Origin of the sequence: Dryocola sp. LX212 (genome assembly GCA_041504365.1) — a bacterium.
GTDB lineage: Bacteria > Pseudomonadota > Gammaproteobacteria > Enterobacterales > Enterobacteriaceae > Dryocola.
In genome coordinates, this window is record CP167917.1 from 3,442,153 (window position 1) to 3,468,040 (window position 25,888).

At 53.3% G+C, this 25,888-nt stretch carries 25 protein-coding genes, 1 rRNA gene and 1 pseudogene; 9 read left to right on the forward strand and 18 right to left on the reverse strand.

Annotated features, from left to right (window positions below):
• Nucleotides 1–258 precede the first annotated feature (258 nt).
• Entirely contained in the window at nucleotides 259–1,008 is a 750-nt protein-coding gene (locus tag ACA108_16600) for a S24 family peptidase (protein ID XEX94972.1), read from the reverse strand.
• 780 nt (nucleotides 1,009–1,788) lie between these two features.
• On the opposite strand from ACA108_16600, the gene ACA108_16605 reads away from it, so the two are divergent.
• Nucleotides 1,789–2,049, forward strand: coding sequence for a YfhL family 4Fe-4S dicluster ferredoxin (locus ACA108_16605; protein XEX94973.1), 261 nt, complete (start codon nucleotides 1,789–1,791; stop codon nucleotides 2,047–2,049).
• On the opposite strand, the gene acpS is transcribed toward ACA108_16605, so the two are convergent.
• The 12 genes and pseudogenes from acpS to rseD all read right to left on the reverse strand — a co-directional run bounded on the left by acpS (nucleotide 2,046) and on the right by rseD (nucleotide 11,456).
• On the reverse strand, nucleotides 2,046–2,426 hold the full coding sequence (acpS, locus tag ACA108_16610) for a holo-ACP synthase (protein ID XEX94974.1): 381 nt from the start codon (nucleotides 2,424–2,426) through the stop codon (nucleotides 2,046–2,048). The two genes, ACA108_16605 and acpS, sit on opposite strands and share 4 nt — an antisense overlap.
• Nucleotides 2,426–3,157, reverse strand: coding sequence for a pyridoxine 5'-phosphate synthase (gene pdxJ / locus ACA108_16615; GenBank protein XEX94975.1), 732 nt, complete (start codon nucleotides 3,155–3,157; stop codon nucleotides 2,426–2,428). Before pdxJ ends, acpS begins: the two co-directional genes overlap by 1 nt.
• Before the next feature lie 75 nt (nucleotides 3,158–3,232).
• Nucleotides 3,233–3,970 (reverse strand): DNA repair protein RecO, encoded by a 738-nt coding sequence (gene recO, locus ACA108_16620; GenBank protein ID XEX94976.1) that lies wholly within the window; start codon nucleotides 3,968–3,970, stop codon nucleotides 3,233–3,235.
• Between the two features lie 3 nt (nucleotides 3,971–3,973).
• Nucleotides 3,974–4,876 (reverse strand): GTPase Era, encoded by a 903-nt coding sequence (era, locus tag ACA108_16625; GenBank protein ID XEX94977.1) that lies wholly within the window; start codon nucleotides 4,874–4,876, stop codon nucleotides 3,974–3,976.
• Nucleotides 4,873–5,553, reverse strand: a complete 681-nt coding sequence (gene rnc, locus ACA108_16630; GenBank protein XEX94978.1) for a ribonuclease III — start codon at nucleotides 5,551–5,553, stop codon at nucleotides 4,873–4,875. Before rnc ends, era begins: the two co-directional genes overlap by 4 nt.
• 172 nt (nucleotides 5,554–5,725) lie before the next feature.
• Nucleotides 5,726–6,700, reverse strand: a complete 975-nt coding sequence (gene lepB, locus ACA108_16635; protein ID XEX94979.1) for a signal peptidase I — start codon at nucleotides 6,698–6,700, stop codon at nucleotides 5,726–5,728.
• A 14-nt stretch (nucleotides 6,701–6,714) separates the two neighbouring features.
• On the reverse strand, nucleotides 6,715–8,514 hold the full coding sequence (lepA, locus tag ACA108_16640) for a translation elongation factor 4 (protein ID XEX94980.1): 1,800 nt from the start codon (nucleotides 8,512–8,514) through the stop codon (nucleotides 6,715–6,717).
• Nucleotides 8,515–8,720: 206 nt separating this feature from the next.
• On the reverse strand, nucleotides 8,721–9,200 hold the full coding sequence (gene rseC / locus ACA108_16645) for a SoxR-reducing system protein RseC (protein ID XEX94981.1): 480 nt from the start codon (nucleotides 9,198–9,200) through the stop codon (nucleotides 8,721–8,723).
• A complete protein-coding gene (gene rseB, locus ACA108_16650) occupies nucleotides 9,197–10,153 on the reverse strand; it encodes a sigma-E factor regulatory protein RseB (GenBank protein ID XEX94982.1) in 957 nt (318 codons plus the stop codon). Before rseB ends, rseC begins: the two co-directional genes overlap by 4 nt.
• The gene (gene rseA, locus ACA108_16655; protein XEX94983.1) at nucleotides 10,153–10,800 is read right to left on the reverse strand and encodes an anti-sigma-E factor RseA; all 648 of its coding nucleotides are present in this window, start codon (nucleotides 10,798–10,800) and stop codon (nucleotides 10,153–10,155) included. The genes rseB and rseA overlap by 1 nt, the downstream gene beginning before the upstream one ends.
• Nucleotides 10,801–10,830: 30 nt before the next feature.
• A complete protein-coding gene (rpoE, locus tag ACA108_16660; protein XEX94984.1) occupies nucleotides 10,831–11,406 on the reverse strand; it encodes an RNA polymerase sigma factor RpoE in 576 nt (191 codons plus the stop codon).
• A pseudogene (rseD, locus tag ACA108_16665) lies at nucleotides 11,403–11,456 on the reverse strand (rpoE leader peptide RseD). Before rseD ends, rpoE begins: the two are co-directional and overlap by 4 nt.
• Nucleotides 11,457–11,837: 381 nt before the next feature.
• Here rseD and nadB point away from each other — a divergent pair.
• The gene (gene nadB, locus ACA108_16670) at nucleotides 11,838–13,454 is read left to right on the forward strand and encodes an L-aspartate oxidase (protein XEX94985.1); all 1,617 of its coding nucleotides are present in this window, start codon (nucleotides 11,838–11,840) and stop codon (nucleotides 13,452–13,454) included.
• On the opposite strand, the gene ACA108_16675 is transcribed toward nadB, so the two are convergent.
• A complete protein-coding gene (locus ACA108_16675; protein ID XEX94986.1) occupies nucleotides 13,439–14,176 on the reverse strand; it encodes a tRNA1(Val) (adenine(37)-N6)-methyltransferase in 738 nt (245 codons plus the stop codon). The two genes, nadB and ACA108_16675, sit on opposite strands and share 16 nt — an antisense overlap.
• Nucleotides 14,177–14,309: 133 nt before the next feature.
• Here ACA108_16675 and srmB point away from each other — a divergent pair, with 133 nt between their 5' ends.
• Nucleotides 14,310–15,632: an ATP-dependent RNA helicase SrmB gene (gene srmB, locus ACA108_16680; GenBank protein XEX94987.1), complete on the forward strand. Its 1,323-nt coding sequence runs from the start codon at nucleotides 14,310–14,312 to the stop codon at nucleotides 15,630–15,632.
• 145 nt (nucleotides 15,633–15,777) lie between these two features.
• On the opposite strand, the gene grcA is transcribed toward srmB, so the two are convergent.
• The gene (gene grcA, locus ACA108_16685; protein XEX94988.1) at nucleotides 15,778–16,161 is read right to left on the reverse strand and encodes an autonomous glycyl radical cofactor GrcA; all 384 of its coding nucleotides are present in this window, start codon (nucleotides 16,159–16,161) and stop codon (nucleotides 15,778–15,780) included.
• Nucleotides 16,162–16,470: 309 nt separating this feature from the next.
• On the opposite strand from grcA, the gene ung reads away from it, so the two are divergent.
• A complete protein-coding gene (ung, locus tag ACA108_16690) occupies nucleotides 16,471–17,151 on the forward strand; it encodes a uracil-DNA glycosylase (GenBank protein ID XEX94989.1) in 681 nt (226 codons plus the stop codon).
• 56 nt (nucleotides 17,152–17,207) lie between these two features.
• On the opposite strand, the gene ACA108_16695 is transcribed toward ung, so the two are convergent.
• Nucleotides 17,208–18,272, reverse strand: coding sequence for a tRNA/rRNA methyltransferase (locus ACA108_16695; GenBank protein ID XEX94990.1), 1,065 nt, complete (start codon nucleotides 18,270–18,272; stop codon nucleotides 17,208–17,210).
• Between the two features lie 210 nt (nucleotides 18,273–18,482).
• On the opposite strand from ACA108_16695, the gene trxC reads away from it, so the two are divergent.
• From trxC to ACA108_16720, 5 genes are all read left to right on the forward strand, one after another.
• Nucleotides 18,483–18,902 (forward strand): thioredoxin TrxC, encoded by a 420-nt coding sequence (trxC, locus tag ACA108_16700; protein XEX94991.1) that lies wholly within the window; start codon nucleotides 18,483–18,485, stop codon nucleotides 18,900–18,902.
• 77 nt (nucleotides 18,903–18,979) lie between these two features.
• Nucleotides 18,980–19,681, forward strand: a complete 702-nt coding sequence (locus ACA108_16705; GenBank protein XEX94992.1) for a tRNA-uridine aminocarboxypropyltransferase — start codon at nucleotides 18,980–18,982, stop codon at nucleotides 19,679–19,681.
• A 32-nt stretch (nucleotides 19,682–19,713) separates the two neighbouring features.
• On the forward strand, nucleotides 19,714–22,374 hold the full coding sequence (pat, locus tag ACA108_16710; protein XEX94993.1) for a protein lysine acetyltransferase: 2,661 nt from the start codon (nucleotides 19,714–19,716) through the stop codon (nucleotides 22,372–22,374).
• Nucleotides 22,375–22,488: 114 nt separating this feature from the next.
• The gene (gene pssA / locus ACA108_16715; GenBank protein XEX94994.1) at nucleotides 22,489–23,844 is read left to right on the forward strand and encodes a CDP-diacylglycerol--serine O-phosphatidyltransferase; all 1,356 of its coding nucleotides are present in this window, start codon (nucleotides 22,489–22,491) and stop codon (nucleotides 23,842–23,844) included.
• A 54-nt stretch (nucleotides 23,845–23,898) separates the two neighbouring features.
• Entirely contained in the window at nucleotides 23,899–24,222 is a 324-nt protein-coding gene (locus ACA108_16720; protein ID XEX94995.1) for a YfiM family lipoprotein, read from the forward strand.
• On the opposite strand, the gene ACA108_16725 is transcribed toward ACA108_16720, so the two are convergent.
• A complete protein-coding gene (locus ACA108_16725) occupies nucleotides 24,219–25,520 on the reverse strand; it encodes an MFS transporter (protein XEX94996.1) in 1,302 nt (433 codons plus the stop codon). The genes ACA108_16720 and ACA108_16725 overlap by 4 nt on opposite strands.
• A 199-nt stretch (nucleotides 25,521–25,719) precedes the next feature.
• Nucleotides 25,720–25,835: ribosomal RNA gene (gene rrf, locus ACA108_16730) — 5S ribosomal RNA — on the reverse strand.
• Between the last annotated feature and the right edge of the window lie 53 nt (nucleotides 25,836–25,888).

Here is a 25,888-nt window from a genome sequence, read left to right on the forward strand (position 1 = left end):
ATCCATACAACCTCCTGTCTATGAACTTTGGCGATATCCTAAGATATCCCAAAGCCTGTTGCTTTGGTGTATGCACCCTTTTTCAGGGCTGGCTGTAAATGAGCATTCACCTTCTGTAAGTTCAACCTTCAGCTGATGAATGAATATTGAACCAAGAGTACCAATTAATCAAGAACCAAAAGTACGATTTAAAAATAAAAGATCATCTTATTACGTTTGCTACTGATTTATAGGATTTTTTATTTTGGCAGTGCGACTTCAGGCGTGGCGGCGAATTGAATGACTGTACATCACCCTGCCGATGATTTTGAGGTACTGCTCATTTTCCTCGTAAATGTTCCAGTCGGCGTATTTGGGATTATCTGAATGCACCAGCAGGCTGTCGTGAGTCATTTGCAGACGCTTGACCAGCAGCTGGCCTTTGTAGAGGAAAACGTAAATGCCGTCACCATCGAAGTAATCCTTCGCAATATCGACAAAGATGTAGTCACCCAGCTCAATAGTGCCGGACATGCTGTCACCCGTAACGGTGATAACTTTGATACTGGAGGCGGGTCGGTGGCCGAAAAGCTCCAGCGCTTCCTGGCTGTCATAGACGATGTAATTTATAGTTTCTGTCACATCGCTTGAGGTAATGCAGCCTGGGCCCGCGCTGGCTTCAATGTCCAGCACGTCAACCCGGAAACTGGCTTCGGGGTTCGGGATATAAAAAGGCGAGACGTCATTCGCCGAGAAAGACTGCATGACTTCCCTGCTCTCCCCGGATAACCTACCCTCACTGCCGTGCTGCAGCCAAAGCACATCCGCGCCCAAAAATGCTGCGAGTTCGTACATTTTATCCTGGCGGGGAACCGACTCGGCGTTCAGCCACTTGCTGACTGCCTTCGATGACACGCCTAATGCCCTTGCGATCGCCATTCCGCGACCGAACTCGTCGAGGTTAGCCTGAGCGCAGGCCTGAGCCAGGCGGCGCGAGAAAGCCTGGCGAAGCTGATCTCGTTGTACCATAAGTACGTTTATAACCTTTTCTGCGTGACTAATGGTTCACAGTATAACACGTACTTAAAGCTCATAAATGCGCTTTAGGCACGAGTAATGGTAAGTATCTTACACCCAGCGCTGTATAAAAAAACAGCGCTTTGACATATCGAAAACCACATATATCTTTATTACTATTCCATGCATAAGAAAGTTAAGCGGCAGTTTATTTTTAAATAGCCAAAAGCATTTTTGGTTAATATTCCGACAGCAAAAAAAACAATCATCACTCCCTAATCTTTAAGGGGAGTATGATCATGCATGGATTTATTACTATCGCTGATGCAATACTTTTCTTTGCTTCGGTCTTTGGTCTGTTCGCCCTGTTCTCTGTTATCGCCTGAAGGAATGATCATAATGTTGACATTAGCCATTGTAATTATTAGCCTTTCTTTACTTACTGGCGTCGCGTTGATTCACGTTGCTAACACGATATTCCCGGAAGATGTGACGCTCAATGATTCCAACTCACCCCAGTAATAGCAGCGCATACTGTTCCAGTTTAATTATCCCGCTCGGCCATCGGGAAAAGTAAATGCCAGTTTTATTTATTTTTAAACCTGGTTGCTGATATTCCCGCTGACTGTATTGGTTTATTACATTCGTTCAATAGTGGAACATGGTCGACAGTCATTGCTTGCGCCTTGCGACGATTAAATATTCGTCGTTATTGGGCGAAACCGGCTATTGTGGTAAAGTGCGCCCTTCGAAACTTATGCGCTTGCTGAAAGAAACTGGTAACTCGTTGAAATGGCATTATTAATCACAAAGAAATGCATTAACTGCGATATGTGCGAACCGGAGTGCCCGAACCAGGCCATCTCCATGGGCGACAGCATTTATCAGATCGATGTCGATCGTTGTACGCAGTGCATCGGCCATTATGAAACACCTACCTGCCAGCAGGTTTGCCCGATTGTGAATACGATTATCGCCGACCCGGCACATATTGAAAGCGAAGAGCAGCTGTGGGACAAATTTGTTCAGCTCCACCACGCCGATAAGATCTAGTTCTCGATAATCACCGTGGCGCAGGCGTAGTGACGTTCGTCAGCCAGCGTCACATGTACTGAGCGCACCCCCATCCGCTCGGCAAGGCGTTCCGCTTCTTCCCAGAATCGCAGCTGCGGTTTCCCTAAAGCATCGTTAAAGACTTCGAACTGGTTGAACGCCAGCCCGTTGCGGATCCCCGTGCCTAAGGCTTTCGCTGCCGCTTCCTTAACGGCAAAGCGTTTGGCAAGAAAGCGCACCGGCTGCTGGTGCGCTTCGTACTGCTTCCATTCGCTGGCGCTCAGCACACGCTTCGCAAGGCGGTCGCCCGAGCGGGAGATCACGCTCTCAATGCGCGCAATCTCCACGATATCCGTACCGAGGCCAAGAATAGCCATTAGCGACGCGCTTCCTGCATCAGACGTTTCATTTCCGACACTGCTTCTTTCAGACCGCTCATCACCGCACGGCCAATAATGGCGTGGCCGATGTTCAGCTCGTGCATTTCTGGCAGCCGCGCAATAGCCTGCACGTTGTGGTAGGTCAGGCCGTGCCCGGCATTGACCTTCAGGCCTTTGCCCGCGGCATAAGTCGCAGCTTCGGCAATGCGTGCCAGCTCTTTTGCCTGGGTCGCTTCATCTTCCGCATCGGCATAACAGCCGGTATGAATTTCAATGTAGGGCGCCCCCACCGCTACTGCGGCATCAATTTGCGCATGGTCGGCATCGATAAACAGGGAAACCAGAATACCGGCATCCGCCAGGCGTTTGCAGGCATCGCGCATTTTGTCGAGCTGGCCCGCCACGTCCAGACCGCCTTCGGTGGTCACTTCCTGACGCTTTTCGGGCACCAGGCAGCAGAAATGCGGTTTGGTTTCGCAGGCGATGCCGATCATCTCTTCGGTGACGGCCATTTCAAGATTCATACGGGTGTCGAGGGTCTGGCGCAGGACGCGCACGTCGCGGTCGGTGATGTGGCGGCGATCTTCACGCAGGTGCACGGTGATGCCGTCGGCCCCTGCCTGTTCGGCGATAAACGCAGCCTGAACCGGGTCCGGATAAGCCGTGCCGCGCGCGTTGCGCAGCGTTGCGATGTGATCGATGTTTACGCCTAACAATAATTCAGCCATGACTATCCTCGGAAATCAGAACGATATGTCCGGCAGTGTACACCGGGGAGAGAAAGTATGGCTATGACCAGGATGTTATTGAGGGTCTTCCGGGGATTTGAGCGGTGGTTTTTTCGGCACAAACTGACGGAACAGCTCGCGGCTTTTGAGCGGCTTGCCGCCGAGGTAGGGCTTAAGCGCCATGCGAGTGAAGCGTTTAGCCGCTCGCAAAGAGGCGACGTCCGGGAATTCTCGAGTTGCCAGCGCCTTTAGCTCATGGCCGGTGAAGCTATTGTTGTCAATGACCAGGCTGGCGATAAATCCTTTCTCTTCACGATAGCGGTAGGTCATTGTATCCGCAACTTCATCACCGCTTCCGGCGCAGTGCAGAAAATCGACCCCATAGCCAAGGTGCCCCAGCAGCGCTAACTCAAAGCGACGCAGCGCGGGCTCCGGGGATCCGTTGGTTCCGGCCAGTGCCTGAATGCAGTGCAGATAATCGAAGAAAAGCTCTGAAAATCGCGATTCCTGCTCCAGCACGCGGGAGACAAGCTCGTTAACGTAAAGACCGCTGTAGAGGGAGATACCGCTGAGAGGAAGTGCAAGGGAGACTGCTTCGGCGCTACGTAGCGTTTTAACTTCGCCACGTCCTCCCCAGCGTACCAGGAGGGGGGTGAAAGGCTGTAAAGCGCCCTTCAGGTTAGAGCGACGAGAGCGTGCGCCTTTGGCAATAACACGAACTCGTCCGGACTCTTCAGAAAACAGGTCAAGGAGAAGGCTGGTTTCGCTCCAGGGGCGACTATGCAGGACAAAAGCCCTCTGCCAGCCTTCCATTAGTTAGTCGTCTGTATAACCGAGGCTGCGCAGCGCGCGCTCGTCATCAGCCCAGCCGGATTTCACTTTAACCCAAAGCTCCAGATGGATTTTCGCTTCGAACATGTCTTCCATGTCCTTACGCGCTTCAATACCGATAGTTTTGATCTTGGCGCCTTTGTTGCCGATAACCATCTTCTTCTGGCCTTCACGCTCCACCAGAATCAGACCGTTGATATCGTAACCACCACGCGCGTTTGTCACGAACTGTTCGATCTCAACGGTAACGGAGTACGGCAGCTCAGCGCCCAGAAAACGCATCAGTTTTTCACGGATGATTTCAGAAGCCATGAAGCGCTGGGAGCGGTCGGTGATGTAATCTTCCGGGAAGTGATGAATCGCTTCCGGGAGACGCTTACGCACGATGCTGGCAATAGTATCGACGTTCATGCCGGTTTCAGCAGAGATCGGCACAATATCCAGGAAGTTCATCTGGCTGCCCAGGAACTGCAGATGCGGCAGCAGTATGCCTTTATCCTGTACGTTATCCACCTTGTTTACCGCTAGGATAACCGGCGCTCGCGCATCGCGCAGCTTGTTAAGCACCATCTCGTCGTCGGCGGTCCACTTGGTGCCTTCGACCACGAAGATAACCAGCTCAACGTCGCCGATAGAGCTGCTGGCAGCTTTGTTCATCAGGCGGTTGATGGCGCGTTTTTCTTCCATGTGCAGCCCCGGGGTATCGACGTAAATCGCCTGATATGCCCCTTCGGTATGGATGCCCATGATACGGTGACGCGTGGTTTGCGCCTTACGCGAGGTAATAGAAACTTTCTGACCAAGCAGCTGGTTTAGCAGCGTGGATTTGCCGACGTTCGGGCGCCCGACGATGGCTACGAACCCGCAAAATGTTTGTTCTTCGTTCATTCCAGCTCCAGCTTTTTAAGCGCCTGCTCAGCTGCAGCCTGTTCCGCTTTACGGCGGCTTGACCCGGTCCCAACGACCGGCTCAGGCAGGCCACTCACCTGACAGTGAATGGTAAATTCCTGATCGTGCGCTTCACCACGGACCTGCACTACCAGATAGGACGGCAGCGGCAGATGGCGACCCTGCAGATACTCCTGCAGACGCGTTTTCGGATCTTTTTGCTTGTCGCCCGGGCTGATTTCATCCAGACGGGTTTGATACCACGCAAGAATCAAGCGCTCGACGTTCTGAATATCGCTGTCGAGGAACACGCCGCCGATTAAGGCTTCCACGGTATCAGCCAGTATAGATTCCCGACGGAAACCACCACTTTTCAGCTCGCCCGGCCCCAGACGCAGGCATTCGCCCAGATCAAATTCCCGGGCAATTTCCGCCAGCGTATTGCCTCGCACCAGCGTGGCACGCATGCGGCTCATATCACCTTCGTCGACACGAGGAAAACGGTGATAAAGCGCATTAGCGATAACATAGCTCAGAATGGAGTCACCGAGAAATTCCAGACGCTCGTTGTGCTTGCTGCTGGCGCTACGGTGGGTTAAAGCCTGCTGTAGCAGATCCTGATGTACAAAAGTGTAGCCCAGCTTTCGCTGCAGCCTGGTGATTACGATGGGATTCATGCGATACCAATTAATGAATGCGTCAATTATTCAGCACACGGAACAGACCTGAAAAAGGGAAACCAACGCTGTTTCGTGTGCCGTGGCTCCTCATTGAGGAGCCAACCTTATTACGGGGGGATATTCTATAGATAACGACATAGAAAGTCGTTATCTGAATAGTTTTATTTGATCAATGAATTCCACCAATACGACTCAGACGAACGCCGGTTGGCCATTCACCTTCCTGCTTTTCAAAGCTCATCCAGATGGCCGTTGCTTTGCCCACCAGGTTTTGCTCCGGAACAAAGCCCCAGTAGCGGCTGTCGGCGCTGTTGTCGCGGTTATCCCCCATCATAAAGTAATGTCCCGGCGGGACAATCCAGGTGGCCAGCTGCTGACCTGGCTGCTGGTAATACATCCCCAGCTGATCCTGTGCGACCGGCACGGTCAGAATGCGGTGGGTGACATTACCCAGCGTCTCTTTACGTTCCGCGAGGCGGATGCCCCCCTCTTTTGTCTGGTTCAGCGGCAGCTGGAAGAAGCCTGAACTTGCTTCACCGCCGTTACGACGCGCAAAGGTCTGGACGAAATCACTTGGCTCAACGTTACTGTAAGTAATCGGCAGAGCGTTTTCACAGGCCTGACCGGAACTGCAGTTTGGCTGTACGGTGACCTGTTTAGCGACCGGATCGTAGCTTACTCGGTCACCCGGCAAACCAACTGCACGCTTAATATAATCAAGACGCGGATCTTCAGGATATTTAAACACTACGATATCGCCGCGCTTAGGATGACCAGTTTCAATTAGCGTTTTCTGGTAAATAGGATCTTTAATGCCGTAGGCAAACTTCTCGACCAGAATAAAATCGCCAATTAGCAGCGTCGGCATCATTGAACCTGACGGGATCTGGAACGGCTCGTAAACGAACGAGCGCACAATCAGTACGATTACCAGCACCGGGAATACGGACGCGCCCGTTTCCAGCCAGCCGGGTTTAGGTCCCACTTTCTTGAGGGTTTTTGCATCGATGCTTTCACCGGCAGCAGCCTGAGCCGCCGCCTGCTTTTCACGACGCTTTGGCGCAAAAATAAACTTATCAATGCACCATAACAAGCCTGTCACCAGCGTGGCTATCACGAGGATCAAAGCGAACATATTCGCCATGCCAACTCCTTAGATTATTTGCCGTCTTTACCAACGTGCAGAATGGCGAGGAACGCTTCCTGCGGCAGCTCAACGTTACCAACCTGCTTCATACGTTTCTTACCGTCTTTCTGCTTCTGCAGCAGCTTTTTCTTACGGCTTACGTCACCGCCGTAACATTTAGCCAGCACGTTTTTACGCAGCTGTTTCACGGTAGAACGGGCAATGATGTGCGCACCGATTGCCGCCTGAATAGCGATATCAAATTGCTGACGAGGAATGAGTTCCTGCATTTTTTCGACCAGCTGACGCCCACGGAACTGGGAGTTGCCGCGGTGGGTGATCAGCGCCAGCGCATCCACGCGATCGCCGTTGATCAGTACGTCCACACGCACCATGTCTGATGCCTGGAAGCGTTTGAAGTTGTAATCCAGTGACGCATAGCCGCGGGAGGTCGACTTCAGACGGTCAAAGAAGTCGAGGACCACTTCCGCCATTGGGATTTCATAGGTTAGTGCAACCTGGTTACCGTGGTAAACCATGTTTGTCTGCACGCCACGCTTCTCGATACACAGAGTGATGACACTGCCCAGGTATTCCTGCGGCATCAGCATGTGACACTCGGCGATCGGCTCACGCAGTTCGGCGATATTGTTCAGCGCTGGCAGCTTGGATGGGCTATCAACATAGATCGTTTCGCCGCCGGTGGTTTCAACTTCATAAACTACCGTTGGTGCCGTGGTGATCAGGTCCAGATCGTATTCGCGCTCCAGACGCTCCTGAATAATTTCCATATGCAGCAGGCCGAGGAAGCCGCAGCGGAAGCCGAAGCCCAGCGCCGTTGAGCTTTCTGGCTCATAGAACAGTGAAGCATCGTTCAGGCTGAGCTTGCCCAGCGCATCACGGAAGTTCTCGTAATCGTCGGAGCTGACCGGGAACAGGCCGGCATAAACCTGAGGCTTCACTTTCTTAAAGCCCGGTAGCGCCTTTTCCGCCGGGTTACGAGCAAGCGTCAGGGTATCGCCAACCGGCGCACCCAGAATGTCTTTAATAGCACAAACCAGCCAGCCTACTTCGCCGCAGCCGAGCATATCGCGGTCTACGCGTTTTGGCGTAAAGATACCGATGCGGTCGGCGTTATATACCTGGCCGGTGCTCATTACTTTGATTTTGTCGCCTTTTCTCATGGTGCCGTTTTTGATACGCACCAGAGAGACAACGCCAAGGTAGTTATCGAACCAGGAGTCGATGATCAGCGCCTGCAGCGGCGCCTCCGGATCGCCTTCCGGCCCCGGAATATCACGCACCAGACGTTCCAGAACGTCCGTCACGCCCAGACCGGTTTTCGCTGAACAGCGCACCGCATCGGCGGCGTCAATGCCAACGATATCTTCAATTTCCTGCGCCGCGCGCTCGGGATCGGCGGCCGGCAGGTCAATCTTGTTCAGTACCGGAACAACTTCCAGGTCCATTTCCAGCGCGGTATAGCAGTTCGCCAGAGTCTGGGCTTCTACGCCCTGTCCGGCATCCACCACCAGCAGAGCGCCTTCGCAGGCGGCTAAAGAACGCGAGACTTCATAAGAGAAGTCAACGTGGCCTGGGGTGTCGATGAAATTCAGGTGATAAGTTTCGCCATCGCTTGCTTTGTAATCGAGCGTCACGCTCTGCGCTTTGATGGTAATGCCGCGCTCACGCTCCAGATCCATGGAATCCAGAACCTGGGCTGCCATTTCGCGGTCGGACAGGCCGCCGCAAATCTGGATGATACGGTCAGACAGCGTCGATTTACCGTGGTCGATGTGGGCAATAATAGAAAAGTTACGTATATTCTTCATATTTAGAGGTTTTTATGCCTTACAAATGGCCTGAGAGCTCGGCGCTTCGCGCTGTACGGAGCAGGATGTCATGGCTGATTTCTGCCTGAAACGACGCATTCTACACTACAACCAGAAAGCGAGGAAACTGCTCATCCTGCAAGCTTCGCTGAGGCAATAACGGAGGCCGGGCGGAAGGGGTATATCGGAGAGCAGCTGGAGGAGGATTAGCGGCCATCAGCGGAGGTGATTGTCTCGACGCGTAGCGCATCGGGCGGTAACGCAACGCTAAGAATAACGGGCTGCCAGTCGGCACGGTGGCTCAACTTTGCTGAAAACCCTCGCGCTATTAAAAAGCCGCCAACGCCGCCCAGCACCGCACCACAAAACGCGGCGAGGTCAGAGCCAAACAGCGCCTGGAAAAGCGCGGCGACGATAAACAGGCCCACCAGCGGCGACATATAGACCAGCAGCGCCGAGCCGATCAGGCTGCCTTCGGCAATTCCCAGCTCAACTTTTTGCCCTGCCACCAGCGGCTGTTCGCTCGCTACGGACAGCATGTGGTGATTCTGCGGCCCCAGCTTATTCAACAAGCGGCTGCCGCAGCCTGCACGAGAGGCGCAGCTGCTGCAGGATGCCTTGACGTCGCAGCGCAGAATGGCTTCGCCGTTCTGCCAGGAGACAACCGTTGCCCACTCTTTAATCATTGGGCATTCCTGAATTTAATGCTGTCCGCGATGCGCTTAGCCGTTTGCGGCGGCAGTTCACCGACGACGGTAATCTCGGTTTTATCACGCACGACAGAACTGACCGTACGGCGGCCGGTACGCAACAGCTGATCGCTGCTGGCGGTGCCCGCCTGGCTGATATTCACCGAGAAGCTAAACAAGCCGTCGGAATAGAGACGTGACTCGATAGGAACATCAACGGTTGGCAGCGGACGACGGCTGCTTGAAATTTCGCTGACCCCCTGTGGCAGCCAGGTGGGTGCCCAGGTAAAGTTTGCTTTATCGCTGCTCGGGACAGAGAGCAGCGGCGGCAGGTTTGCTTTCGCGAGGTTTTGCATCGTGCCGCTGACCTGGGTGTTTATCGAGAAGGAGATGACCCGAAACTGCTCAAGGGTTTCACCGTCGCGGTCCAGTAAATCGACGCGCATCGGCAGCTTGGTTTCCGTGTCCATCCAGACAATATAGCTGTAACGCGTTCCATCCCGGGCGACCACGCGAATAACTTCACACAGCCTGTCGGCAACGCGCGTGCGGCCCACGGCGATAAAATCGTAGTAGGGAGTTAAGCGCTTGAAATCGGTATAAACGATGGACGGCAGCGAATCAACGATGTAATCCCCGGTGAGCGTGAAAGGTTCCAGGCCCGGTTCAAAATAGCTGATCTCACTCCCACGCTGGACAACTTCCCTACGCGGGCCATCCATCTGTAGTAATTGCGCAAGCGGTCGATTATCAAGCCGCGCATGGCGATAGCGTAAAGACTCTATCCCCTGCTTGTTAATGCTGATAAACGCCAGCTCGTAATCGAGGGACTGACTCGCCTGGTTCATCTGCTGCAACAACGCCCCGGACGAAACGGTGTCCGCCGAGGCGTTGGAGGTGAACAACAGGCTGCCCGCCATCAGAGACAGAGCACACCAAAGTTGCTTCATTACTGCGATTGAGTTCCTAAAGTCTGGTTTCCTGGCACCTGCACCGCAGCCTGCTGGGTTTGCGCCTGTTCAAACTGGAGCTGTTCAGAGTGTAAACGGCGCTGCAATTCGTAATCCTGCAGCATAGCGTTGATACGACGGCGCTGTTCCTGAACCTGCTGCTGACCGGTACTGGCGGTGCTGTCAGAAGGCACGCCTAAACTGACCGGGCTTGCTCTACCCATCATAGGTAGGGTATTGAAAACCGGCGTTTCTGGCTGTGCAGCATTATCTGACTGACCGTTATAGTGCTGCACCCCAACGATCACCGCAAGCGATACGCATGCGGCAACGCCCATTTGGGTGAGCTGGCTGGCCCATGGACGCACCTTTTGCCAGAACGGCATTTTCTGCCATTGCTGAGGCAAAGGTTGCTGCTCCGAAATAATTGGCGTGACCTGACGCGCTGGTTCATTTTCAATCGCCGCCATAACTTTGGCAGAAATATCAAAATGAAGTAGCTCACTGGTATCTCCGCGCATGGTGTCGCGGATCAGGTGGTAGCTCTCCCAGCTTTGCTGCAACGACGCGTCTTTCGACAACGTACCCAGCAGCTCGCTATCCAGAGTCTCCCCATCCATTAAAGCGGAAAGCTGTTCTTTCTGCATCCTAAATACCCTTCCAGTAACCCGCTATCGTCAACGCCTGATAAGCGGTTGAACTTTATTATCAATAGCTTCCCGCGCGCGGAAAATACGAGATCGCACTGTACCTACCGGGCAATCCATGATGGCGGCTATCTCTTCATAGCTTAAACCATCCAACTCCCGCAACGTGATTGCCATGCGTAAATCTTCGGGGAGCGACTCAATAGTACGGAAAACTATTTGTCTCAGTTCTTCAGACAACATTAAGTTCTCAGGGTTCGAAATTTCTTTCAGCGCACTGCCGCTTTCGAAGTTTTCAGCATCTATTGCATCCACATCGCTGGCTGGCGGTCGACGCCCCTGAGCAACCAGATAATTTTTCGCGGTGTTGACCGCAATGCGGTACAGCCACGTGTAAAACGCGCTATCGCCACGGAAAGAATCCAGCGCGCGATAAGCTTTTATAAAAGATTCCTGTACCACATCCGGGACGTCCCCAGAGGGTACATAGCGGGAAACCAGACTCGCCACCTTATGCTGATAACGTATTACCAGCAAATTGAAGGACTTCTGATCTCCCTTCTGGACCCGTTCGACAAGGACCTGATCCGTTAACTGCTCGCTCATCCGAGGTAATGTCTCCCCAAACCTAATTTCCACGCGTAATCGAAAAGCCACCCGAACTCTGAAGTATGAGCAAGTTCTGGGTTTGAGTGCCCGACCGGAGCAAAGTTCCGTTACGCCTTTGTTTTTCTGTTCTGTTTTGCGACTGATCTCTTCTTAATTATAAGTTCGGCTACGCAAAACGGTGACAATCGGTTATCTGAAAATCTTTTTTCAGTCGACTGCAGAGTATCGCACGAATAGCTATTTTTCATCAGTAAATCTGTTACTAACGCCCCTTTTCACACATATTTTCATTTCTTTTCACGCTTCATTAGCTCTTCCTCTGTAATCCGCCACTTGTTTAGTTGAAATAACAGAAGCGGAAAAAAAGCGTGTTGCCGCTGGCAGTGGGTGCTATGCTGGCCTGACCTTTGTTTAGTAAATTAAACACCATGAAGACAAATCCCGAACTTGCCTGTGATGTGCTGATCGTTGGTAGCGGTGCTGCTGGCCTCTCTCTGGCCTTACGCCTGGCGGAAAGCAGCAAAGTGATTGTCCTTAGTAAAGGGCCAATCAACGAAGGATCGACCTTATATGCTCAGGGCGGAATTGCCGCCGTATTTGATGAAACTGACAGCGTCGATTCACACGTTGAAGATACGCTTATCGCCGGCGCGGGAATCTGCGATCGCGGTGCCGTGGAGTTTGTTGCCAGCAATGCGCGTCACTGCGTGCAATGGTTGATCGATCAGGGCGTTCTGTTCGATACGGAAATCCAGGCGAATGGCTCTGAGAGCTATCATCTGACCCGCGAGGGCGGCCACAGCCACCGTCGTATTCTTCATGCCGCTGACGCCACGGGCAAAGAAGTCGAAACGACGCTTGTGGGTAAAGCCCTGAGCCATCCTAATATCCGGGTGATCGAACGCAGCAACGCCGTGGATTTGATTGTTTCAGATAAGATAGGCCTGCCGGGCACCCGGCGCGTGGTCGGCGCATGGATCTGGAACCGCAATCGCGAAGAGGTTGAAACCTGCCGGGCGAAAGCCGTCGTTCTTGCAACCGGCGGAGCTTCCAAAGTTTATCAATACACCACCAATCCTGACATCTCTTCAGGCGACGGTATCGCCATGGCGTGGCGTGCGGGATGCCGCGTTGCGAATCTCGAATTTAATCAGTTCCACCCAACGGCGCTTTTCCATCCCCAGGCCCGTAACTTCCTGCTGACCGAAGCGCTGCGTGGCGAAGGGGCTTATCTCAAGCGCCCTGACGGCACCCGATTCATGCCTGACTTTGATGAACGCGGCGAGCTTGCCCCGCGCGATATCGTCGCCCGCGCAATCGATCATGAAATGAAGCGTCTTGGCGCGGACTGCATGTATCTGGATATCAGCCATAAGCCCGAAGAGTTCGTCCGCCACCATTTCCCGACCATTTACGAAAAGCTGCTGGGCCTGGGAATCGATCTGACGAAGGAACCCGTCCCCGTCGTGCCCGCCGCGCACTATACCTGCGGCGGCGTGATGATCGATGAGAACGGACGTACCGATGTAGACGGACTTTATGCTATCGGTGAAGTCACCTATACCGGGTTGCATGGCGCAAACCGCATGGCGTCAAATTCCCTGCTGGAATGTCTGGTGTACGGCTGGTCTGCTGCAGAAGACATCATAAAGCGCATGCCTTTCGCACGGGAAACGAAATCGCTTCCGGAATGGGACGACAGCCGCGTGGATAACCCGGATGAGCAGGTCGTTATTCAGCATAACTGGCATGAGCTGCGCCTGTTTATGTGGGATTACGTGGGGATTGTCAGAACGACGCGTCGTCTTGAGCGCGCCCTGCGTCGCATCACTATGCTGCAACAAGAAATTGACGAGTATTACGCGAACTTCAGGGTGTCTAATAACCTGCTCGAACTGCGCAACCTGGTGCAGGTTGCTGAGCTGATTGTCCGCTGTGCAATGATGCGCAAAGAGAGCCGGGGTCTGCACTATACTCTGGACTATCCGGAGCTGGCGGAACACTCTGGACCGAGCATTCTCTCCCCGCTTTACATAAACAAATAGAAATCCTGGGTCAGACCACAGTAACCTTCTGACCAGTTCTGGTCTGGCCCACGGATAACCAGCCGCTCGGTGAAATACTCCCCGTCCGTCGGCGAAAGCGCCAGCATCACCCGATGCGGCAGGCGCGTTTCGTTATCTGCCACATCCGCGCGGTAACGCACAAACCAGCCCTGGCTTTTTGCCTGCTCGCTGAATGCTGTTCCCGCCGTCTCCGGCATGATCACACAGAAAAAACCGTCTTCGGTAATTAACTGCGTGGCGCTGTTCAGTAACGCGCTATGATCCAGTGTGGTCGTATAACGCGCCTGAGCGCGTTCAGGCGATGCACAGGTGCTGCCCTGCTCAAAGAACGGTGGATTGCTGACGATTAAGTTGTAGCGCTGGGACGCCTGCTGCGCCCACTCGCGAATATCTGCACAATGTACGTTAATACGGGATGCCCAGGGGCAGGTGCTGGCATTTTCCGCGGCCTGTTCTGCGGCGACAGGATCGAGTTCCACCGCATCGATGGGCACATCATCTCCGGTACGCTGTGCAAGCATCAGAGCCAGCAGGCCGCTGCCCGTACCGATATCCAATACACTCTTAACATTGGCGACCGGCGCCCACGCGCCCAGCAACGTACCGTCGGTACCGACTTTCATGGCACAGCGATCGTGTGCGATAAAAAACTGTTTGAATGTGAATCCATCACGACGCAAATTCGCTTTCTGCCTGGACATCTTTTTAACCCTGTAAAGAAACCGCAGTAGCATAAGGCAAAGCAGGGGCCAGGAAAAGCATCACGTTGACACACTAACAGATGAAGATCGCAGCCATAACGTCTATAATCGGCGCCCCACATAGAGGTAGAACATGACTGTAAGCACTTTTTCCGAACTCGAACTAGACGAAAGCCTTTTGAATGCACTTCAGGACAAAGGCTTTACTCGACCGACAGCTATTCAGGCTGCCGCCATTCCTCCTGCGCTTGAGGGGCGTGACGTTCTGGGTTCCGCGCCAACAGGTACCGGCAAAACAGCCGCCTATCTGCTGCCAGTGCTGCAGCATCTGATCGACTTCCCCCGCAAGAAATCAGGCCCGCCGCGCATTTTGATCGTTACGCCAACCCGTGAGCTGGCGGTGCAGGTAGCGGAACATGCCCGTGAACTGGCGAAGCATACCCATCTGGATATCGCTACTATCACCGGCGGCGTGGCCTATATGAACCACGCTGAAGTTTTCAGTGAAAACCAGGATATCGTGGTCGCGACTACCGGACGCCTGCTGCAGTACATCAAAGAAGAAAACTTTGACTGCCGCGCGGTAGAAACGCTGATTCTTGATGAAGCCGACCGTATGCTGGATTTAGGTTTCGCGCAGGATATCGAAACCATCGCCGCAGAAACCCGCTGGCGCAAACAGACCATGCTCTTCTCAGCCACGCTGGAAGGCAATGCGGTTAAAGATTTTGCCGAACGTCTGCTGGAAGATCCTGTAGAAGTTTCAGCAACCTCGTCCACGCGTGAACGCAAGAAAATTCACCAGTGGTACTACCGTGCTGATGATATTGAGCATAAAACCGCCCTGCTGGTAAATCTTCTTCAGCAGCCGGAAACCACCCGCTCTATCGTCTTTGTACGCAAGCGCGAGCGAGTGCATGAGCTGGTTGCCTGGCTACGCGAAGCGGGCATTAATACCTGCTATCTCGAAGGCGAGATGGTTCAGATGAAACGTACAGAAGCGATCAAACGCCTGACCGACGGGCGTGTAAACGTGCTGATTGCCACCGACGTTGCCGCACGCGGGATTGATATCCCTGAAGTAAGCCATGTCTTCAACTTTGATTTGCCTCGCACCGCAGATACCTACCTGCACCGCATTGGCCGTACTGGCCGTGCTGGCCTGAAGGGCACGGCGATTTCTCTGGTTGAAGCGCACGACCATCTGCTGCTGGGTAAAATTACCCGCTACATGAAAGAACCGCTGAAATCACGAGTAATTGACGAGCTGCGTCCGAAAACGCGCGCGCCAAGCGAGAAGCTGACCGGCAAGCCTTCTAAGAAAGTGCTGGCTAAACGCGAAGAGAAGAAGAAGGACGAGAAAGAAAAACCGCGCGTGAAGGTACGCCATCGCGATAAGAAAAACGTGGGTAAGCGCCGTAAACCTAGCACGGCGAAAACTGACTCAGCTGAATAATTCATCAGCGTGACAATAAACCGTCTCTCCGGAGGCGGTTTTTTTATACCTTTATACGCACTTATATCGCTTTCGACCGCTGGCAGTAACGAAGCAATAAAAAAGCCGGCTCATTGCTGAGCCGGCTTTTGCAGCTAATTAGCTATTACAGACTTTCGGTGAAAGTACGAGCAATAACGTCACGCTGCTGTTCTGGAGTCAGTGAGTTGAAACGCACCGCGTAGCCAGAAACGCGGATTGTCAGCTGCGGATACTTTTCCGGATGCTCAACGGCGTCCATCAGCGTTTCACGACGCAGCACGTTCACGTTCAGGTGCTGACCACCTTCCACACGAACTTCTGGCTTCACTTCCATTGGAATTTCACGGTATTCAAACTGACCCAGTTTGTTTACGGCTACTACTTCATCTTCTGCAAAGCCTGCTTTCGCACAAACACAACGTGCTTCGCCTTTCTCGCTGTCCAGCAGCCAGAAAGAGTTCAGAAGTTCGTCGTTTGCTGCTTTAGTAATCTGGATACCAGTAATCATTTTATGTCTCCCTATGGGTAATTTTTTTGGGCCACACTCTGGCTCATTGGTAAAACCTTTGTTGCCTTGCTGATCTATATACCAGTCGCACCACCGGTAAACATTGATTTAAATCAATAAAGCCCATGTGGTAATTGTGGGTATGATAGCATTTATTTGTTTTACATCAACTTAGGCAGGCCCAATCAAATTAAAAAAAATGTAAATTTTCAAATTTTTTTAGGGCCACCCCAATTCTCTGAGCAACAGATTTTGCTATGCAGAAAGAAGAAGTTAAGCTATCGCCATGACAATTCGCAGGAGAGCGAGATGACCGCTTCACTCACATGGCACGACGTGCTGGCAGAAGAAAAGCAGCAGCCTTATTTCATTAATACGCTCAGCACCGTTGCGACTGAACGTGCTGCAGGCGTCACCGTCTACCCGCCGCAGAAAGATGTCTTTAATGCCTTTCGCTTTACCGAGCTTGGGGATGTCAAAGTCGTGATCCTAGGGCAGGATCCCTATCACGGCCCGAATCAGGCGCACGGCCTGTCGTTTTCCGTGCTGCCGGGCGTAGCCGTTCCCCCTTCGCTGAGCAATATGTATAAAGAGCTGCAGAACAATTTCCCGGATTTCGTGCGTCCAGACCACGGTTATCTCGAGAGCTGGGCGCGCCAGGGCGTACTTTTACTAAACACGGTTTTAACCGTTGAGGCAGGGAAAGCACATTCTCACGCTAAGCTGGGCTGGGAGACTTTCACCGACAAGGTGATCGCGCTGATCAATCACCATTGCGAAGGCGTGGTCTTTTTACTGTGGGGATCTCACGCGCAGAAAAAGGGCAGCATTATCGATCGCAATCGCCACCATGTGCTGCAGGCCCCTCACCCCTCCCCGCTTTCAGCACACCGGGGTTTTTTGGGCTGTGGACATTTCGCAAAAACTAATGATTATTTGATTAGTCGGGGGCTGCCGCCAATAGACTGGACGCCGAAGCTACCGGAATAGCAGATACAAAAAAGCCAGCTTGCGCTGGCTTTTTGAGTTCTGAATCTTAAGCGTTCTTACGCTTTGTTCTGACGCCACCACTCACCCAGCAGTACGCCGGTTGCTACGGACACGTTCAGACTTTCAACGTTGCCCGTACCGTCGATGGCAATGCTCATATCAGCATTATCGAAAGTCGCTTCCGTTACGCCTTCGCGTTCCTGACCCAGCACCAGCACCATTTTCTTCGGCAGCTCTGCTTTGAACAGCGGAGTGCCTTTGTGGCTGGAGGTGGTTACGATGGCGTAACCTGCTTTGCGGAACTGCTCGAGGCCGTCGGTGAATGTATCACCGCTGATTGCCTGAACGTGCTCAGCGCCACCTTCTGCGGTACGAACTGCCGCACCGGATTCCAGCAGCGAAGCGTCCTGAACTAACAGACCTTTCACGCCGAAATGCGCACAACTACGCATGATACCGCCGAGGTTATGCGGGTTGCCGACGTCTTCCAGGGCCAGAACACAATCGTCCTCACCCGCTTTAGACAGCCAGCTCTGTACGCTAATCCCGCTGCGTTTTTTGATCAGGAAGCAAACACCGCCGTGGTGCTCCGTACCTGATGCCTTGGTCAGCTCCGCATCGTCTACCACGTGGTAGGCTTTACGGTTAGCTGCCATCCAGCGCAATGCTTCCTTAAAGCGAGGCGTTACGCCCTGGATAAACCAGGCGCGTACGATGCAGTCTGGCCGGCTCTGGAACAGAGCCTGACAAGCATTTTCCCCGTAAACACGCGTTTCTTCCGCGCGCTGACGGCGGATAACTTCAGGGTCTACAAAGCTCTTACCGCTGATACCACCGTGATCGGGCGTAGTAGACTCTTCCACTGCACGAGGTGCTCGGGAAACAGTGCGCCATGGTGAATCACCACGGTCATCACGATCGTCACTTCGACTCCGCTCGCGCCCGGCGCCAGGTTTATCATCGCGACGTGGACGGCGACCGCCCTCTGCGCGTGACGGAGCTGTCGCACGCCCACCACCTTTACCAGTACGCGGGTTTTGGCTGCGTTTTTCGCTGTCATCGTCACTGCGGACATACATCACTTTGACCTTGCCGCTTTTACCTTTTAAATCGTCGTTCATTCTTCTCTCCACCTGGCTGAGCGCGTGGCGCGCAGATTACCCGATGTGGCACCGCTTAGCCATTAACTTTGGTCAAAAGCTAATAACTATTGTACCCATCGAATAAATCGCTTTGTTGACAGCAGAATAATCACCGATACTCTTTAACATCTCAGAAACATCATCGGTTATCCCACCGAGAATCTGGCCAAATATCTTTAGAGGTTAGCTATGAATACCGTTTGTGCCGCCTGTCAGGCGATAAATCGCCTCCCTGACGACCGTATTGACGATGGTGCTAAATGTGGCCGCTGCGGCCATGAGCTGTTTGATGGTGAAGTGATCAACGCCACCAGCGAGACGCTGGATAAGCTGCTGCAGGACGATCTGCCTGTTGTCGTCGACTTCTGGGCTCCGTGGTGTGGCCCGTGCGTTAATTTCGCGCCAATTTTTGAAGACGTAGCCGAAGAACGCAGCGGAAAAGTCCGCTTCGTTAAGGTTAACACAGAAGCCGAACCTGCTTTGAGCGCCCGCTTCCGCATTCGCAGTATTCCAACCATTATGATTTTCAGGAAAGGCGAAATGGTGGATATGCTCAACGGCGCCATGCCAAAAGGTCCGTTTGACGGCTGGCTGAACGAAAATCTCTGACTTTCCTGCCGGGGCACTATTCCAGTGCCCCGCTCTCTTATCTACGTTAGAATAGCGTTTTTGCTCCCGTATCCCTGATGACCGATAACGCAGTCCTTCGTCTTCGCGCTGAACGCCTGGCGCGCGCAACCCGACCTTTTCTTGCCCGTGGTAACCGCGTACGGCGCTGCCAGCGCTGCTTATTGCCGTTGAAAACTTGCCTGTGCGACTCGTTGCGGCCTCAGTCCGCCCGCAGCCGCTTCTGTCTGGTCATGTTCGATACCGAGCCAATGAAGCCGAGCAACACCGGGCGTTTGATTGCCGATATCCTGCCGGATACCGAAGCATTTCAGTGGTCCCGTACCGAGCCACCACAGGCGATGCTGGATCTGGTCGCCAGTCCTGATTATCAGCCTATGGTTGTTTTTCCTGCCTCTTATGCCGATGCGGGCAGAACCGTGCTAACCGCACCGCCGCTGACCGGCAAGCCACCGCTGTTTATTATGCTGGATGGAACCTGGACGGAAGCACGCAAAATGTTCCGCAAAAGCCCCTGGCTTGACGAGCTGCCTGTTATTTCAGTTGATCTGAGCATTTCTTCGGCCTATCGCCTGCGTGTAGCTCACGCTGAAGGCCAATATTGCACGGCCGAAGTCGCCGCCGCCCTGCTCGAACAGGCGGGAGATGTCCAGGCTTCAGCAGGTTTGACGGAACATTTCACGCTTTTCCGTGAACGCTATCTTGCGGGTAAACCTCATCATCAGGGCAGCGTCACAGCAGCGGAGCCAGAAAGCGTTTAAACTCACGTAGATATTTCTCAGGAGAGAGAGCAATGAGTCAACGTGGGCTGGAGGCGCTGCTGCGTCCTAAATCAATCGCCGTGATCGGCGCGTCTGCCAAAACCGATCGCGCGGGCTATTTGATGATGCGCAACCTGCTGGCCGGAGGATTTAACGGTCCCGTCATGCCGGTCACGCCAGCCCATAAAGCCGTTTGCGGCGTACTCGCCTGGCCCGATGTTGCCAGCCTGCCGTTCCCGCCCGATCTCGCCGTCATCTGCACAAACGCCAAACGTAACCCTGAACTGCTTGAGGCGCTGGGCGTGAAAGGCTGTAAAGCCTGTATTATTCTCTCCGCCACGCCTGAGCAGCTCCCTGAACTGCTAGCCCGCGCCACCCGCTGGCAAATGCGGCTACTTGGCCCAAACAGCCTGGGCCTTCTCGCTCCGTGGCAGGGACTTAACGCAAGCTTTTCCCCGGTGCCAATCCAGAAAGGCAAACTTGCTTTTATTTCGCAGTCGGCAGCGGTTTCAAACACCATCCTCGACTGGGCGCAGCAGCGGGAAATGGGCTTCTCCTGGTTTATCGCTTTGGGCGACAGTCTGGATATTGATGTCGACGAGCTGCTGGATTATCTGGCTCGGGACACCAAAACCAGCGCGATTCTGCTTTATCTCGAACATCTCAGCGACGCCCGCCGCTTCGTTTCGGCAGCCCGAAGCGCCTCCCGGAACAAGCCGATTCTGGTGATTAAGAGCGGGCGTAGCGCAAAAGCCCAGGCCTTGTTGAAAACGCATGCAGGCCTGGATTCCGCATGGGATGCCGCAATCCAGCGTGCTGGTCTGTTACGCGTCCAGGATACGCATGAGCTATTTTCAGCCGTCGAAACGCTAAGCCACATGCGGCCGCTGCGCGGCGAGAAATTAATGATCGTCAGCAATGGGGCCGCGCCTGCCGCTCTGGCTCTTGACGAACTATGGTTACGCAATGGCAAACTGGCAGCGCTGAGCGGCGAAACGCTGACCCGGTTGAAAGCAGCGCTGCCAGTGAGCGTCGACAGTGGCAACCCGCTGGATTTAAGGGACGATGCGACACCAGAACGCTATCTGCGCGCCATCGAGGTTCTGCTCGAGAGCCATGATTTTGATGCACTGATGATTATTCACGCCCCCAGTGCCGCCGCGCCGGGAACGGCCAGCGCCTCAGCAATTATTGAATTACTTCAACGCCACCCCCGAGGAAAATATGTCACGCTGATTACAAACTGGTGCGGGGAATTCTCTTCACAGGAAGCACGCCGGTTATTCAGCGATGCGGGCATACCAACCTATCGCACGCCGGAAGGGACGGTGACAGCGTTTATGCATATGGTGGAGTATCGCAGAAACCAGAAGCAGCTCAGGGAGACACCGGCTCTGCCGGCGAATCTTGCTGCGAATACCAGCGATGCTCATGAACTTATCCAGCAGGCGCTTCAGGATGGTATTACGGCACTCGATACTCATGAAGTAAGCCCTATTCTCAAAGCATACGGGCTGAATACGCTCCCGACCTGGATCGCCTGCGACAGCGCCGAAGCCGTGCATATTGCTGAACAAATTGGTTATCCCGTTGCCCTTAAGCTCCGCTCGCCGGATATTCCCCATAAGTCAGAAGTACAGGGCGTGATGTTGTATCTGCGCACGGCGAGCGAAGTGCAGCAGGCTGCCGACGCCATAATCGATCGCGTAAAGATGGCGTGGCCGCAGGCTCGGATCCATGGCCTGCTGGTGCAAAGCATGGCGAACCGTGCCGGAGCCCAGGAACTGCGGGTGGTAGTGGAGCAGGATCCCATTTTTGGCCCCTTAATTATGCTGGGTGAAGGCGGCATTGAATGGCGGCCCGACCAACAAGCCGTCGTTGCCCTGCCCCCGCTCAATATGAATCTGGCCCGTTATCTGGTGATCCAGGCAATTAAGAGCGGCAAAATTCGTGGGCGTAGTTCGCTTCGTCCGCTTGATATAACCGGCATCAGCCAGCTGCTGGTTCAGGTATCAAACCTGATAGTCGACTGCCCGGAGGTCCACTGGCTGGATATTCATCCCCTTTTGGCCTCAGGTAGCGAATTCACGCTGCTTGACGTCACCCTGCAGCTGGCACCGTTCGAAGGCGATCCGGATTCACGTCTGGCCGTGCGCCCGTATCCTCATCAGTTGGAAGAGGTGGTGATCCTGAAGAATGGTGAAAGCTGCCTTTTCCGCCCTATCCTCCCGGAGGACGAACCACAGCTGCAGCGCTTTATTGCCCAGGTCACAAAAGAAGATCTTTACTATCGATATTTCAGTGAGATCAACGAATTTAGCCATGAAGATTTAGCCAACATGACCCAGATCGACTACGATCGAGAAATGGCCTTTGTGGCAATACGTCGACAGGACGGCCACGAAGAGATCCTTGGCGTGACGCGTGCTATTTCAGATCCTGACAATATTGACGCCGAATTTGCCGTGCTGGTGCGATCTGACCTGAAAGGGCTGGGGCTGGGTCGCCGGCTGCTTGAAAAGCTTATCGCTTACACGGCTGAACATGGACTTCAGCGATTAAATGGCATCACGATGCCGAACAATCAGGGCATGGTAACGCTTGCCAGAAAACTGGGCTTTGAGGTCGACATACAGCTTGAAGATGGTATCGTTAGCCTGACTTTGCCCCTGATGAAAACCACCTCAGCGTGAGTAACACACTGGAAAACATACTCACTTTGACGGTCAGTAGTGGTATTATCAGCAGGTTCTGACGTCTGGATTTTGCAGAAGGCCATCCAATGAATAGAGAAGATACGCACTGTGATGTTGTCTAAATTTAAACGCAATAAACATCAACAACACCTTGCTCAATTACCCAAGCTTTCTCAGTCAGTTGATGATGTAGAAACCCTTTTCTCCCCTGCGGATTTCCGCGAAGCCTTGCTGCAAAAAATTGCCAGCGCCACCCGCCGCGTTTGTATCGTCGCGCTCTACCTTGAGCAGGACGACGCGGGTCAAAGTATTCTTTCGGCGCTGTACGAAGCGAAACAAAAGCGTCCGGACATAGAAGTCACGATATTAGTCGACTGGCACCGCGCGCAGCGTGGCAGAATTGGCGTTGCGGCAACCAACACCAATGCGGACTGGTATCTGCGTATGTCCGAGCAGTTCCCGGGCATTGATATCCCGGTTTACGGCGTGCCAATCAATACCCGTGAAGCCCTGGGCGTGCTTCATTTCAAAGGCTTCATTATTGATGACACCGTGATATACAGCGGTGCAAGCCTCAACGACGTATATCTGCATCAGCACGATAAATATCGCTACGACCGTTATCAGGTCATCAGCAACCCTCGCCTTGCCGATGTGATGTATGACTGGGTTAATCAAAACCTCGTTCGCGGTCGTGCCGTACATCGTCTGGACGCCGAACATCGTCCGAAAAGCCCTGAGATAAAAAATGACATTCGTCTGTTCCGTCAGGAGCTTCGCGACGCCACTTTTCATTTTGAGGGCAACGCGGACAACGAGCAGCTGTCGGTGACCCCGCTGGTTGGGCTGGGTAAAACCAGCCTGCTGAATAAAACCATCTTCCATCTCATGCCCTGCACGGAGAAGAAGCTGGTTATCTGCACACCTTATTTCAACCTGCCCGCGGTGCTGGTCCGCAATATCATCCAGCTGCTGCGCGACGGTAAGCAGGTTGAAATTATTGTCGGCGACAAAACTGCCAATGATTTTTATATTCCTGAAGAGCAGCCTTTTAAGATCATAGGTGCCCTGCCCTATCTGTACGAAATCAACCTCCGCCGTTTTCTGAGCCGCCTGCAATATTACGTGAACAGCGATCAGCTTATTGTTCGCCTGTGGAAAGACGACGATAACAGCTACCACCTCAAAGGCATGTGGGTGGATGACGAATGGATGCTGCTCACCGGCAACAACCTCAATCCAAGAGCCTGGCGCCTCGATCTGGAAAATGCGATTCTGATCCACGATCCTAAGCAGGAGCTGGAGCCTCTGCGTACCCGGGAGCTGGAGCTTATCCGCACCCATACCACGGTCGTCCAGCACTACCGCGACCTGCAGAGTATTGCCGAATATCCCGTCAAGGTCCGCAAGCTGATACGCCGCTTGCGCCGCATCCGAATAGACCGCCTGATAAGCCGAATTCTGTAATTCTTCTATACTTAAGGCCCTGCTTAGCAGGGCTTTTTTATAGGGAGCTTGTAGATGCGTCGGATTATCCTGCCCGCAATATTTTTGCTGACCGGCTGCAGCCATCTGGCACAGGACCAGTGGTCTGGCCAGGATAAGGCACAGCACTTTACGGCATCTGCAATTCTCGCCGCAGCAGGCAATGAGTACGGACAGCACCAGGGGTGGAGCAATTCCCGTAGCGCCAGCTTCGGGCTACTTTTTTCCGTAGGGCTTGGAGCATCAAAAGAGCTGTGGGACAGCCGCCCGGAAGGCAGCGGCTGGAGCTGGAAAGATTTCACATGGGATATAGCCGGTGCAGCTACCGGCTATACGCTCTGGCAGTTAGCAGAACATTAAAGCTTAATCCCTTTTCCTTTGCGGTGAAGCATCAGAGAGACCAGGAAGGCTATCGCCGCCATTGCTGATACGTACCAGAAAAATGTCGTTTCCATGCCAACCGACTTAAGCGATAGCGCTACATACTCGGCGGAGCCGCCGAAAAGCGCATTTGCAATGGCATAAGAAAGCCCTACTCCCAGGGCGCGCACCTCCGGGGGAAACATTTCCGCTTTCAGAATGCCGCTAATCGAGGTGTAAAAACTCACGATCAGCATAGCCAGCATGACAAGCCCGAACGCAGCGTAAGGTGAACTCACGTTTTGCAGCGCAGTCAGAATCGGTACCGTCATAACCGTCGCAAGACTACCAAAACAAAGCATGGATGCCCGACGGCCAATTTTATCTGACAGCGCGCCAAACAGCGGTTGCAGCAGCATGAAGATAAACAGGGCAAAGGTCATCAGTACGCTGGCAACGTTGGCATGCATGCCCGAGGTGTTTACCAGATACTTCTGCATATAGGTGGTGAAGGTATAAAAGCTCAATGAACCGGCAGCCGTGAATCCAAGCACCATGATAAAGGCACGGCGATTTTTCCACAGACCACCCAGCGTCCCGGCATCTTTATGCTCCCGGGTGGATTTATCTGATGTCTCATCCAGCGAACGACGAAGATACAGCGCCACAACGGCCAGCACTGCGCCAATTGCGAATGGAATTCTCCACCCCCAGCTGCGTAGCTCCCCGTCGCTTAATATTTGCTGCAGGACAACAACGATCAGCAAGGCCAGAAGCTGGCCGCCAATTAACGTCACGTACTGGAAAGATGCGTAAAACCCTTTCCGTCCTTCTACAGCCACTTCACTCATGTAGGTAGCGCTCGTCCCATATTCACCACCAACTGACAATCCCTGAAATAAGCGAGCCAGCAATAAAAGGGCTGGAGCCCACGTACCGATAGTGGCGTAACCCGGCAAACAGGCAATAACCAGCGAGCCAAAGCACATCATGCAGACAGAGATGAGCATGGATGTTTTACGCCCGTGCTTATCTGCAATATAGCCAAACAGCCATCCACCTATCGGGCGCATCAGAAAGCCAGCGGCAAAAACACCTGCGGTCTGTAGCAGCTGCGTCGTTGTATTTCCCGAGGGGAAAAAGATATGCGCAAAGTAAAGCGAACAGAATGAGTAGACGTAAAAGTCGAACCACTCGACCAGGTTACCAGATGAAGCTCCCACAATTGCCCAGATACGCCGCCGCGTATCGGAACCCGTAAGAGCAGCTTTGTTTTCGTTTGTTGCTGCTTCAGTCATTATTATCTCCTGTCTTCCTGAATGGGCAATAGCCCAGCATTCAGTACAGCAGGTAACAGCAAAAATGGGAGAGGGAGTAGTCAGTTACGCAGGATTTGCAGTGATTTTTGTGAGCAGGCTAAGCATTTTGGCAGATTTGTTCATAAATAACCAACGACAAAAAGGCCACTCTTTCGAGTGGCCTTGATGTTTATTTGGAGCCTGGCAGTTCCCTACTCTCGCATGGGGAGACCCCACACTACCATCGGCGCTACGGCGTTTCACTTCTGAGTTCGGCATGGGGTCAGGTGGGACCACCGCGCTAGTGCCGCCAGGCATATTCTGTGTATTGACCGTTATACTTCCGTATAACCATCAACTTAAATCTG

Bases quoted from the DNA above. Each gene is read 5' to 3' on its own strand.
- ACA108_16695 (XEX94990.1), bottom strand. From the start codon at position 18,272: ATGAACGACGATTTAAAAGGTAAAAGCGGCAAGGTCAAAGTGATGTAT.
- pdxJ (XEX94975.1), bottom strand. From the start codon at position 3,157: ATGGCTGAATTATTGTTAGGCGTAAACATCGATCACATCGCAACGCTG.
- rseB (XEX94982.1), bottom strand. From the start codon at position 10,153: ATGAAGCAACTTTGGTGTGCTCTGTCTCTGATGGCGGGCAGCCTGTTG.
- acpS (XEX94974.1), bottom strand. From the start codon at position 2,426: ATGGCTATTCTTGGCCTCGGTACGGATATCGTGGAGATTGCGCGCATT.
- ACA108_16605 (XEX94973.1), top strand. From the start codon at position 1,789: ATGGCATTATTAATCACAAAGAAATGCATTAACTGCGATATGTGCGAA.
- rseC (XEX94981.1), bottom strand. From the start codon at position 9,200: ATGATTAAAGAGTGGGCAACGGTTGTCTCCTGGCAGAACGGCGAAGCC.
- ACA108_16705 (XEX94992.1), top strand. From the start codon at position 18,980: ATGACCGATAACGCAGTCCTTCGTCTTCGCGCTGAACGCCTGGCGCGC.
- pat (XEX94993.1), top strand. From the start codon at position 19,714: ATGAGTCAACGTGGGCTGGAGGCGCTGCTGCGTCCTAAATCAATCGCC.
- srmB (XEX94987.1), top strand. From the start codon at position 14,310: ATGACTGTAAGCACTTTTTCCGAACTCGAACTAGACGAAAGCCTTTTG.
- nadB (XEX94985.1), top strand. From the start codon at position 11,838: ATGAAGACAAATCCCGAACTTGCCTGTGATGTGCTGATCGTTGGTAGC.
- lepB (XEX94979.1), bottom strand. From the start codon at position 6,700: ATGGCGAATATGTTCGCTTTGATCCTCGTGATAGCCACGCTGGTGACA.
- trxC (XEX94991.1), top strand. From the start codon at position 18,483: ATGAATACCGTTTGTGCCGCCTGTCAGGCGATAAATCGCCTCCCTGAC.
- recO (XEX94976.1), bottom strand. From the start codon at position 3,970: ATGGAAGGCTGGCAGAGGGCTTTTGTCCTGCATAGTCGCCCCTGGAGC.
- ACA108_16725 (XEX94996.1), bottom strand. From the start codon at position 25,520: ATGACTGAAGCAGCAACAAACGAAAACAAAGCTGCTCTTACGGGTTCC.
- lepA (XEX94980.1), bottom strand. From the start codon at position 8,514: ATGAAGAATATACGTAACTTTTCTATTATTGCCCACATCGACCACGGT.
- ung (XEX94989.1), top strand. From the start codon at position 16,471: ATGACCGCTTCACTCACATGGCACGACGTGCTGGCAGAAGAAAAGCAG.
- pssA (XEX94994.1), top strand. From the start codon at position 22,489: ATGTTGTCTAAATTTAAACGCAATAAACATCAACAACACCTTGCTCAA.
- ACA108_16720 (XEX94995.1), top strand. From the start codon at position 23,899: ATGCGTCGGATTATCCTGCCCGCAATATTTTTGCTGACCGGCTGCAGC.
- rnc (XEX94978.1), bottom strand. From the start codon at position 5,553: ATGAATCCCATCGTAATCACCAGGCTGCAGCGAAAGCTGGGCTACACT.
- grcA (XEX94988.1), bottom strand. From the start codon at position 16,161: ATGATTACTGGTATCCAGATTACTAAAGCAGCAAACGACGAACTTCTG.
- ACA108_16600 (XEX94972.1), bottom strand. From the start codon at position 1,008: ATGGTACAACGAGATCAGCTTCGCCAGGCTTTCTCGCGCCGCCTGGCT.
- ACA108_16675 (XEX94986.1), bottom strand. From the start codon at position 14,176: ATGTCCAGGCAGAAAGCGAATTTGCGTCGTGATGGATTCACATTCAAA.
- rseA (XEX94983.1), bottom strand. From the start codon at position 10,800: ATGCAGAAAGAACAGCTTTCCGCTTTAATGGATGGGGAGACTCTGGAT.
- rpoE (XEX94984.1), bottom strand. From the start codon at position 11,406: ATGAGCGAGCAGTTAACGGATCAGGTCCTTGTCGAACGGGTCCAGAAG.
- era (XEX94977.1), bottom strand. From the start codon at position 4,876: ATGAACGAAGAACAAACATTTTGCGGGTTCGTAGCCATCGTCGGGCGC.